This window comes from Flavobacterium sp. (genome assembly GCF_046317795.1).
In the GTDB taxonomy this organism is placed as follows: Bacteria; Bacteroidota; Bacteroidia; order Flavobacteriales; family Flavobacteriaceae; genus Flavobacterium.
This window is the reverse complement of the sequence record NZ_JBKCVI010000058.1, coordinates 1-11,351: the sequence shown is the minus strand read 5'-3', so window position 1 is coordinate 11,351 and position 11,351 is coordinate 1. Positions and strand designations below refer to the sequence as shown.

The following is an 11,351-nucleotide window of genomic DNA, read 5'->3' as shown; positions in this document are numbered from 1 at the left end:
TTGCTTCAAAAAGGAGTTAACATAACTACTTCTCTTGAAGTCATACAAGGTGATTGCGAAACAAAGTTCATTGAAGTTTACGTAGATTTAAACCAAAACAATTCTTTTGAAATTACCGAAAAAGTGGGCTTTGTTCCCTCTCCAACTATTGATGCCAACTGTCAAGCAACTACTCCCCAAACATATAATTTTACAATTCTAATTCCTACAACTGCTACCAATGGACTAACAAGATTGAGAGTAATCTACAAAGGAGGTAATGGTTTACCTGCTGATGTTCCATGTCCAAACGGACTGTCTTATGGTGAAATTGAAGATTATAGAGTGAGTATAACCACTACACCAACTCCAGCTGCTCCATGGGTAAGCACTTTGCCTGCCACTAACATTGGTTCCAATCAAGCAACACTTAATGGTAGCGTGAATGCCAATTATGGACCAACGGCAACCATCTCTTTTGAATATGGAACAACTACTGCTTATGGCAGCACCGCAAATGCTACCCCAACTACTACAAGCGGAACCGTTTTGACCAATGCAATAGCAACATTAACTGGTCTGACAGCAAATACAACCTATCATTACAGAACCAAAGCAACGGTTGGTGCAAACACCTATTATGGGTCGGACATTACTTTTACAACATTCGGAATTGGAGACCCCGTAATTTCTAATGTTGGATATACAACTACTACATCTGGCACACCTTATGATCCTTTCTTTTTTGGCGCTTTAGTTAATCCAAACAGTTCCACAGGGGTAAATGTTTTTTTTGAATATGGTTTTACCACTGCTTATGGCACAACCGTGGCAGCAACTCCTGCAGTTATATCTGGGTTTAGTAATGTTTCTATAACTTATACTTTTCAACCACAACCTGTCTATACATTCTATCACTGGAGAGTAAAAGTGGTTAAAAATGGGGTGAGCTACTATAGTCCAGACCAATTATTACAATATTTTAATGGTCCAATAATAAATCCTGTCCCTGCCACTTCTATTACTGGAACTACAGCCACATTAAATGGAAGTGTGCGTCCTGATAATATTGGTTTTGGAATTAACACTAATGTAAAGTTTGAATATGGTTTAACAACTAATTATGGCAACAATGTAGTTGCAACACCAAGCTCATTTCCTCCTCCAACAACATCAGAATTTTTTGCAGTATCCACAATTATTTCTGGTTTAACAATCAATACTACCTATCATTATAGGGTTCGCACAGAAAGTATCTCTATTGGAAATGTTTATAGAACTCATGTTGGACCAGATTCTACATTTACTACAAATTCATTGGGAACAATCGATTTTAATGAAGATTTGTTTGAAGTTTTTCCAAATCCAACTAATTCAATAATTAACATAAAAACAAAGACAGGTTTAGAATTGGATAAAATCAACATTTATAATATAGAGGGCAAATTGATATACTCTCAAGTCTCCAATCTAACTAATGTCAATTTACAAAATCTATCTTCGGGAACTTATTTAATTCAAGCATTTTCGGGCGATAAAATAGTAACCAAAAAGATAATTAAAAATTAATCGATATTAGTAAATTTGAAGTGTGAATGAGTGATAAAAAATTGCTTTAAAAATTTAATCTTTAAAAAATGAAAAATAATATTTCACGATTAATAGTATTTGCAGCAATTAGTTTGTTGACAATTACTCTTGGCCAAAGCCAAACCAAAAGAATACTATTTGTAGGAAATAGCTACACTTCTGTCAATAATTTACCCCAAATGGTTGCTAGTGTAGCCAACTCAGTTGGAGATAATGTTATATTTGACAGTAGCGCACCAGGTGGTTATCGATTTATGGATCATTCCACCAATGCCACTACGCTACAAAAAATTGCTCTTGGCACTTGGGACTTTGTAGTCTTACAAGAGCAAAGCCAATATCCTTCCTTTCCAGATTGGCAAGTAGAAGAAGAAGTTTATCCCTATGCTCAGTTCTTGAACAATGCCATTACTAATGCAAACCCGTGCACAGAAACCGCATTTTATATGACTTGGGGTAGAAAAAATGGTGACGCACAAAACTGTCCAAACTTGCCAGAAGTTTGTACCTATTTGGGAATGGATAATCTGTTAAACGCAAGATATAGAACGATGGCACAAGATAATAATGCTATTGTATCTCCTGTTGGAGCAGTTTGGAGGTATATTAGACAAAATTTCCCAACAATTGAATTGTATCAAGCCGATGGAAGCCATCCATCAGTGGCAGGAACTTATGTTGCTGCCTGTACTTTTTATACTGTAATGTTTAGAGAAGACCCAACGCTAATTACTTTCAATTCCACACTCTCAACAGTAGATGCACAAACAATAAGAGCCGCAACTAAAACAATAGTCTATAACAACTTGCTTGAATGGCGCGTTGGACAGTATGATCCATCAGCTCAGTTTACCTATACAACTACTGGTGGGCAAGTGTCTTTTAACAATACTTCTACCAATGCCACAACCTATTTATGGAATTTTGGAGATGGAACTACCTCAACGCTAAATAATCCTTCACATAATTATACTACTACCGGTAATTATACTGTGCAACTCAAAGCAACAAAATGCGGTGTCGATAATTTTAAAATCCAAACTGTTACTATCAACCTTCTCGACACACAATTTCAGGAACTAAAAAATTTTAATATAAAAATTTATCCTAATCCTGCGCATTCAATTTTAAACATAGAATCCAAAAACAATTTAGTAATAGATAAAATAAAAGTGTATGATTTATTTGGAAAACTGCTAATTGAAAATTCAAAAAACACCAATCAAGTTTTTGTTGAAGGTTTATCTAATGGTGTTTATATTATTGAGGTTGGAACTGGAGGTAATAGTGTTAAAAGCAAATTCATTAAAAATTAGTCTCTCAATAATCATAAAAAAATATCTTTTGAAATAGGATTTTGTTGATATAGAATATATGGAAAGTAGTTTGTTTTAAAAAAATTGATAAAATTTTAAGATAAGACGGGTTTTTTTTTCTTTATTTTTGCAGTCAATTCTATAAGTAAAGCATATTATGATTAAGAATTTATTAAAATCTGTTTTTGCGCTTAGCTTAATTGCTACATTTTTTTTGAGCTGTAAAGATACTGCAAGCAATGTTAAACCTGATAATTTAAAAGAAACTTCAGCTCAAATACAAAAAACGAATGCTGTAGCTATAAAACCAGAAACAACTAGTTTCAAAATCGAAGGAATGACTTGTGCTATGGGTTGTGCTAAAACTATCGAAGACAAATTATCAAAAATGGATGGCGTTCAAAAAGCAGTTGTTGATTTTGATAAAAAAGAAGCAACTGTATCTTTTGATGCTTCTGTAATATCCACAAAAAAACTTATTGAAGCAGTCGAAACTACTGGCGATGGTGCTACCTATAAAGTAGCTGGTATGAATACGAAATCTTAATATATTTTAAACAAAAACAAAAAAAGGAACTCCAATAATAGAAGTTCCTTTTTTATTAATTAATCTTAACTTTTAATTTCTATTTACAATAGCATCTTGTTTCCAACTTTTTACAGAAGCAATTCTACTATCTGAATAATCAACTTCACTTAATGAGGTTTTGTTCCAAAAAAACCATTTTCCAGTTTTTTGTCCATTTGCATATTCTCCAATTGATGTTTTATTTCCGTTTTCATCAAAGGCAATCCATTGTCCTTCTAATTTACCGTCTTTAAAATATCCCTGTTGTTGCATGTTACCATTTTCATAGTAATATGTTGCTTTTACTAACTTTCCTTCTTGTTCTAACACAGGTTTAGCAGATTGGGAAAAGGCAACTCCTGAAATCAGAAACACTCCTAAAAATAGTATCTTTTTCATAATCGTAGGTTTATTTGTTTATTATTACTTAACAAATATAACAATTAATTTACAATTAACAAACTTTTTGTTAACAATTTGATAACATTGTAAAAATTTAATATTTAGGAAATAAAAAAATCCCGATTTCTCGGGACTTTAATAATCAAAATTTTAACTTTTCTATTGAAGTAAACTACTTAGTTGTTGTTCTAATTTTGGATCCGAAGGTCTTGCAGCATCTGCATCGACTACATTTCCAGAAGGATCTATTAATATAAATCTTGGTATTGAATTTATATTAAAAGCTTTTATAAAATCAGACAACCAGTTTTTATCAGCAAATAATTGCGTTCCTCCTAGTGCTTTATCGGTTACAAATGTTTTCCATTTGTCATGATCTTTATCTACATCAACAGAAATACTAACGAACTCAATATTTTTATTATGAAACTTTTCCTCTATTTTTTTTAATGAAGGAATCTCTGCTCTACAAGGACCACACCAAGTTGCCCATACATCAATGTAAACATATTTTCCTTTTAAGCTTTCTAAAGAAGTTTTTCCGCCTTTGTGATTTTCATAATCAAAATTAGGTGCTTTAGCATTATTCATTTTTTTGTTTGCACTTATTTGAGCATAATACTGTTGAAGTCTTTGTAAATTAGTTTCGATTTCAGCTGCATGCATTTTTGTAAAATAAGGATCAAGTCCCGCTTTTTGTAATTTCTCAATGTCGGTATTTTTTTTCTGATCAACTACCTTATTAAAGTTTTCTTGGTCTAATGCCATCCATTTAATAATATCTATTTTCTCTTCTGCTAAGGTTTCTTCAGCCAAATAATTATTTTCTTTTGACCCTTTGCCTTGAAATTTAATAGTTTCATCAAATTGAGCAGCATCCATAGTCATCTTTAAATCATAACCATTCTTTAAAAATAACTGCGCATATTCTGCTCCGTCAAATAACTGATAAAATCCTTCTTTAATAGGAAACTTTGCTTGAAACAACCCTTTTGTATTAAGTTTAATCTCTTGAACAGTTTTACCATTTTCTTGAATATAAAGAATATCGCCATTTTTATTGTCAATTTTAGCTTGAAAAGCCAAATTGTCTTGAGCAGAAACAGAAGACGAAAATATAACCAGAAGTAATAAAGCAATCAGATTTTTCATTGTACTATTTTTAAAATTAATACTCAAATATACCTTTTTTAATACACAAGCCAATGAATAGTTTGTTAAAAATGATGAAATGTTCGCTTTAGTTTATTGATTTTGCTTTTTTACTTTTGCACCAATTCCTTCAAATTTTTACTTTCTGTAATGGATTTAATTTAAAAAATCATTATAGACTATAATACTATTCTTGTTCTCATTTATTCTTAATTTGTTTTTTATAACTTAATTTTTCTAAATACGTATTTTTATTCTTTCTCATGAGCACTAAATAAATCTATCGTACTTATAAAAAAAACTCCTCAGATTGAGGAGTTTCTATTTGCCTTACTATAAATAATGTATTAAAAAATTACCTTTTTAGAAATTAAATTACCGTTTTGGTCTTTAATTTTAACAATCAATACTTGATTGTTTTTTGTTAAGGCATCAATTTTAAATTCAGTTGAATTAACGGTATCGTGATCAAATAGCTTTCTTCCTTGTATATCATAAACAGCTATTGATTTTATATCAACATTTACACTTTTTATGTTAATAGAATTGTTTGAAACAAATACGGTAACTGCATTAGCATTAAACGGTTCATCAATACCTAAACTTTCAGCTGAAAAACGCAAAACAAAACGATTATTAAAATTTCCTGCCCCAGTAGAGAAAGTATAATCTACTGCATTTAAATTGTGAATTGTTGAGGTAAAAGTATCTTCTAAATAAACTAATTGGCCTTCTTCAAACATACCATCCATTTTATCTAAGGAAATAGTATATGTTCCTGCTGCTACAACTTTAAACCCAAGAGGAATGGTGTCTTCTGTTGAAAATGGTAAAGATTTTGCCTGAATTGAATATTCTTCGTTATTTAGTAATGAGGTTAAAGCTACTTGTGAATCGTTAAAATACTTTCCATCAAAACGATCTAAAGAGTTTGACGCTCCTTCCGCATATCCTACCAACATTCTACTATATACGCCACTTTCATTTGTTAAATTTAACCACAAACGGTGTTTTTCAACTTGACTAACAGCAAAAGAATTTCTAAAAAACTGATTTTCAAAAGAATCTGGAACTTTCATATCACTGTTAAATGTTAATTGTGGAGTTAATGCTTTTACCAAAAATCCTTGTCCTACTTGAATAAAGCCATTTGGATCATCACTTGTTGCTGAACCAGTACCTCCTAATTCAGTATAAGTTGCATAAAAAGTCCCCAAATTTCCTGAACCTGAAGTATCGTTTCGTCTTCTCCAAAAATAAAGCGTACCATCAATATTGCTAGCGTTTTCCATAAATAGTGCGTCTGCACTAATAACCGTTGGATAAGGGTTTCCTACTAAATTAAATCCTTGACCACCAGTGTCTAAATCAACATTGACTACACCATTAGTAGGAACACCTACAAAGGTGCCTTGACAATGTTGTGCCACATTTGGTACTTCATTTGCCACGTGATCATTTGGAGCTCGTATAAAATAACCGCTTCCTGGTTCAAATGTACTTGTCAAAGGGTCAATTGATGAAAAATGATTATTAACAGTATTGTATTCATAAAAGCGATTGTCAAGAGTTGATGGAGAAAACTGTTTTAATGTTTGAGTTCCAGTAACTGGTGAAGACCACATGGTATAATCTAAACGAAAAATTTCAGAACTATTACGTAACACCGTAATTTCTCCAACATTAGCAGGAGCGGAGTCGCTAAGTTGATACAAGTTAGCATTATTTTGAACAACAAACGAAGCTGCACTACTATTGTTAATTATATTTTCATATACAATAACATTATATCCCGAAGCTATAGTATAAGTATGTCCTTGATTTAAAGTTAAACTTTTAACTTCTATCATATCCATATTATTACCATCTGAAACAAAATTATCATCTAAAATCACATCATGATCAGAAGCTGGTAAAACGCCATTCAACCAAGCGCCGTTTGACCATATGGCTACTAAAGTAGGTGCACTAAGGGTAGTTACTGTAATCACATTTGAATTGCTAGTAGTTACTGGAGTGCCACCACTAAGACCTTCTGCACGAACTCTGTAATAATAAACCGTGGAAGGATTTAAACCAGATACAAGTTTGCTTGTAAAGTTACTGGCAACAAATAAATTATTATAACCCGATAACAGGACTGAAAAGTCACTAAACTCACTTACGTCCAAGCGATATCCTGTAGCTCCAGAAACACCTATCCATCGAGCAGTAAATAATGTATCTGAAATTCCTGAAGCTGAAGCAGCGACTGGCGGTAATAATGGGTTTGTTGAAAAAGTAACTGCAGCTGTCCAACTGCTAAAAAGCGGTGTTGGGGTACATTTATAACGCATATAAACAGAATAAGTAGTTATTGATGATAATCCAGAAACAAGAGACGAAAATACGCCATCACCTACTGAACCACTTACTACCAAACCTGAAACACCACTGCCTGGTAGACCTGATGTTCTAACTTCATAAAAATAAGCTTCGCCCGGAGCAGAACTTGATGCTGTCCAGTTTAATACTGCAGAGATAGAGGTAATATTATTTACCACTACTCCTGTCGGCGGATTGCATTGAGCAAAACTAAAAACTGTAACGAAAACGTTCGTTAGCAATATAACCGTTTTAATTGTAAATTGATTTTTCATAAGCTATAGAATTTAGAATTGTATTTTTAATAAACTATTTTCTTGGTAAACTGCTGTCCATTAGACAATACAATTTTGGCAATAAGTAATTGTTTTTTTTGATTTAACCCAGAGATTTTATATTCATTTTCATTAGCAATAGAATTACTGAAAATCAAACGTCCACATAAATCATATAAATCTATCTTTTGGATACCTTCTTCTTTTGCTAAGAAATGTATATTTGAATTAGAAACTGAAATGATAACTGTTTCATTTATAGTTGAAAATTCATCATTATTTAAATTTTCTTTAATTATCACTGTATAATCTTCTGCTTCCCCATTAGCAATTGATTCACAAGGTAATGGATATGTTGCCGCTTCTGATTGTTTTGTTCTCACTCTCATTATTGTTGAACCCAGTAATGCTTGAGCTGGTACGGTAATGTTTGCGGTAATTCCAGAATTAATATTATTTCCACCTGTTGCAGAACCTAAAATATATGATTCGCTAACTTCGAATTGCCTATTTTGATTCCAATCTATCCAAGCCATTGTATAATTTGTTCCCCCATCAGGGCTAACATTTACAGATAGTGGAACTGTGCTTTCTCTTTCTAATTCAGTTTGAATTGCTGTGAAATTGGAATACGCTGGTAAGCCCGAAGATGAATTATTAATTCCTGCTATGGTTACATTATTTATGCCAATTTCATTTTCATTTGCTACTAAAGAGGTACAATAGCAACCTTCTCCTCCTACAAATACAGGAAAATCGAAAATCGTTGAAGAAACGATATCGCATGTTGTAGCTCTTCGATAATAGGTAGCTATACTTTGAGTAGTAGAATAAAAGGCGTCGGTAGCATTTAGAATATTTGTCCATGGTCCGTTATCGTTAGGTGATGATTGCCATTGGTATGACAACCCTGATGCTATGGAACCATTTTGAACAGAAAGTGTGAATGCTTCTCCTGAACAATAAGGACCAGCAGAAACTATTGTTTGACCACCAACTGGTGTTGCGTCACATGGATTTGTTATTGTAAATTGCATGTTAGGTCTTCTTCTGGCGAATATTTCTGCCAATAAGTTTTGGTTGGGTAAGCTGCATCCAACGGGTGACGTATTATTGGTGTAATTTGCGACTGAAACGCGTTCTCCAGCTGGAAAATTCTTACATTGAACAGAAAAGCTAGTACCAAAATTGGTATTGCTTCTACAAATTTCAACAATAATATTTCGAAATCCATCCCATGCAAACGGCGTGTTTAAATTAAAGGTATACCAACCCGTTCCAGTAATATTTTCAACGGTTGATTCATAATATACAGGTAAATCATCAACAAGAGTTGACCCCAATACAAAGGAATTAGTCATTCCCATTTTTATTTTAATGTTTTCTGGCTTTAAACTTGATGGCAATCCTAATTCAGTGATGTTAATTGCCAATTTAATCACGTTTCCTGATATGCTAAATCCTGCGTTATATAATTCTTCAGCAAAATAAAGGTATTGAGATCTATTATTTCTGTTAATCGTTGCAAAAGGAGAAACTCCTAAAGTGTTGTTGGACTCTACGCCATCGCCTAAAGTGAATGTTTGTTGTGCCTTTATATCATTAAAGAAAAGTATAAAAAGTAGTATAATACATTTGAATGCGTTAGATTTCTTTATAAATATGTTTAACATTGGTATTGTGCTCATAATAAAGTAGTTTTTTTTCATGAATATATATAAAACAGATAGTTAATTAAAATATGATTTTTTTTGTAACTTTAACTCCATTGTCGCTCTCAATTTGAACTAGTAATAATTGGTTGTTTTTAGCGATTTCTGAAATTAGTATTTCTGAAGTATCTAAACTAGTTTTTTTATGAAGTACTCTTCCAGTACTATCAAAAATCGTAACAGATTGAATTTGACCAGTTAGTGATTTAACAATAATATCAGAATTATTAGTATAACATAAAACACTATTCTCTGTTTTTATGTTTGGATTTAAACTTAGCATTTCATCATTAAATCTAAGTTCAAAACGATTGTCAAAAGTTCCTTGTATACTTGTAAAGGTGTACATCCCAGATTTAATATCATGAAAAGTTGATGTAGCATTGTCTAATAAATAAACGGATTGGTTTTCAAAAATACTATCATACTGGTACAAGTTTAATGTAAATTCACCAGTCAAGGTAGTAGAAAATCCTAATGGAATACTATCGTTTGAGTTGAATGGCAAAGATTTACCTTGAATGACTAATTTATCATCCCCAATTTTTGTGTAAATTTTTAAATCTCCAGATGGTGTCATTGTAGAGTCATAACCCCAATCTAGTCCGTCCGTTGCTCCTTCAACATAACCAACCATTGTTTGATTGAATTTCCCATTTTGATGAATTACTTCAACCCACAGTCGGTTTTTTTCAACTTCTTCAGAATTGGTTGCATTATTTCTATAAAATTGTGAATTACTATATCCAGTTATGTTTTTTCGCATGTCGTTGTTAAATACTACATTGCCTGATGATGCTCCACCTTTAACCATAAAACTTTGACCTGCACCTATAAATTGACCTGGAGGAGTATTATTCCCCGAACTAATTGAAGGAAGACCCACAGATCCCGTGAAATTGTATGTTGCATAATCATCAGAAGTATAACTTGATATGTGCGGAAAAAGAGGGTTTAAAGCGGCACTCGGAAGTGTGTTGTGTGTCCAATAAAAAATAGTTCCGTCGAGCAAAGTACTGTTGGCTAATAAAAACTTATTAGCATCTAAAGCGGAAGGATAAGGATTTCCTAATAAATTCCAATTGGCAGAACCACCCTGTGACGGCACAGTAATAAGACCATTGTTTGGCACCCCTAAAAAAGATCCTTGAAAGACAGTTCCAGTTCCAGTTGAAGGATACCCATCTGGTGCACGTATTATATATCCTTTTCCAGCAACCATAGGACTATTTGCTATACCATTGACCCAAGCTTGGGTAAGATGATTCCAATGATAAACCCTAATTGATGGTGTTCCCGGTGAGAATTGAAATGGTGTCACTCCTGCAACCGGAGAGGACCAATACGTATAATCTAACATGCGAACTGGTTGAGAATCTCTTTTGTAAAGTATTTTACCTTCGTTAACAGCAGCATTATTTTCCTGAATTAAGCTAGCATTATTTTCAAAAATCACAGTGGCAGCATCGTCCACAACTAATTTCTCTTTTAATGAAATAAAATCTCCGCTTCGTACAGTGAACGTTCCAGATACTATTTTTAGGTTACAAGGACCCATGGGCAAACTTCCATTGACAGTAGTATCAAAATTTCCTTGAATTCTGACTGGTGAGTCCGGCAACGGATTACTTCCAAAACTCCAAGAAGTGCCATTCCAAGTATTCACTCCAGTAACTTTCACACCAAGAGACGATCTTGTTCCCGCTGGTAAGTTATGATTACAGCCAATATCTCTTTTATACCACATATCTACACCCGCTCTCTCTACTGGAATAGTAGCAGCTGTTTGTCCTGGCAGAGACACGTAATTATCATCATCTGCATAAGAATAGTACCATTGATAATGCACTCCCGTTGCTTTTTCATCATTAACAACACTTAAAGTAACTGCTTCTTCTTTACAAAAATTTTCAGCACCTAATATTGCATCACCAGCAGTCGGAGCACCGGCACATTGAAAAGTAAAACGAATATTTGGTCTAAATTTTCTATA

At 33.1% G+C, this 11,351-nt stretch carries 8 protein-coding genes; 3 read left to right on the top strand and 5 right to left on the bottom strand.

Annotated elements, in window-relative coordinates; all coding sequences use genetic code 11:
- From ACK5ON_RS03665 to ACK5ON_RS03655, 3 genes are all read left to right on the top strand, one after another.
- The coding region (locus tag ACK5ON_RS03665; RefSeq protein ID WP_409819980.1) for a GEVED domain-containing protein at window positions 1–1,548 on the top strand (1,548 nt) is incomplete at its 5' end.
- A gap of 68 nt (window positions 1,549–1,616) precedes the next feature.
- Window positions 1,617–2,885, top strand: a complete 1,269-nt coding sequence (locus tag ACK5ON_RS03660; RefSeq protein ID WP_409819978.1) for a PKD domain-containing protein — start codon at window positions 1,617–1,619, stop codon at window positions 2,883–2,885.
- A gap of 157 nt (window positions 2,886–3,042) precedes the next feature.
- Window positions 3,043–3,432, top strand: coding sequence for a heavy-metal-associated domain-containing protein (locus ACK5ON_RS03655; protein ID WP_409819975.1), 390 nt, complete (start codon window positions 3,043–3,045; stop codon window positions 3,430–3,432).
- Window positions 3,433–3,504: 72 nt separating this feature from the next.
- On the opposite strand, the gene ACK5ON_RS03650 is transcribed toward ACK5ON_RS03655, so the two are convergent.
- The 5 genes from ACK5ON_RS03650 to ACK5ON_RS03630 all read right to left on the bottom strand — a co-directional run.
- Window positions 3,505–3,852 carry a toxin-antitoxin system YwqK family antitoxin gene (locus ACK5ON_RS03650; protein ID WP_396175272.1) on the bottom strand — a complete coding sequence of 116 codons (348 nt, stop codon included), beginning with the start codon at window positions 3,850–3,852 and terminating at the stop codon, window positions 3,505–3,507.
- A 162-nt stretch (window positions 3,853–4,014) separates the two neighbouring features.
- Window positions 4,015–5,007, bottom strand: coding sequence for a TlpA family protein disulfide reductase (locus tag ACK5ON_RS03645; RefSeq protein ID WP_396175270.1), 993 nt, complete (start codon window positions 5,005–5,007; stop codon window positions 4,015–4,017).
- A 347-nt stretch (window positions 5,008–5,354) separates the two neighbouring features.
- Window positions 5,355–7,646: a T9SS sorting signal type C domain-containing protein gene (locus ACK5ON_RS03640; RefSeq protein ID WP_409819971.1), complete on the bottom strand. Its 2,292-nt coding sequence runs from the start codon at window positions 7,644–7,646 to the stop codon at window positions 5,355–5,357.
- Between the two features lie 26 nt (window positions 7,647–7,672).
- On the bottom strand, window positions 7,673–9,334 hold the full coding sequence (locus ACK5ON_RS03635; RefSeq protein WP_409819969.1) for a GEVED domain-containing protein: 1,662 nt from the start codon (window positions 9,332–9,334) through the stop codon (window positions 7,673–7,675).
- 46 nt (window positions 9,335–9,380) lie between these two features.
- A partial coding sequence (locus ACK5ON_RS03630) for a T9SS sorting signal type C domain-containing protein (RefSeq protein WP_409819966.1) occupies window positions 9,381–11,351 on the bottom strand: 1,971 nt, incomplete at its 5' end.

Bases quoted from the DNA above. Each gene is read 5' to 3' on its own strand.
- ACK5ON_RS03660 (WP_409819978.1), top strand. From the start codon at position 1,617: ATGAAAAATAATATTTCACGATTAATAGTATTTGCAGCAATTAGTTTG.
- ACK5ON_RS03650 (WP_396175272.1), bottom strand. From the start codon at position 3,852: ATGAAAAAGATACTATTTTTAGGAGTGTTTCTGATTTCAGGAGTTGCC.
- ACK5ON_RS03655 (WP_409819975.1), top strand. From the start codon at position 3,043: ATGATTAAGAATTTATTAAAATCTGTTTTTGCGCTTAGCTTAATTGCT.
- ACK5ON_RS03640 (WP_409819971.1), bottom strand. From the start codon at position 7,646: ATGAAAAATCAATTTACAATTAAAACGGTTATATTGCTAACGAACGTT.
- ACK5ON_RS03645 (WP_396175270.1), bottom strand. From the start codon at position 5,007: ATGAAAAATCTGATTGCTTTATTACTTCTGGTTATATTTTCGTCTTCT.
- ACK5ON_RS03635 (WP_409819969.1), bottom strand. From the start codon at position 9,334: ATGAGCACAATACCAATGTTAAACATATTTATAAAGAAATCTAACGCA.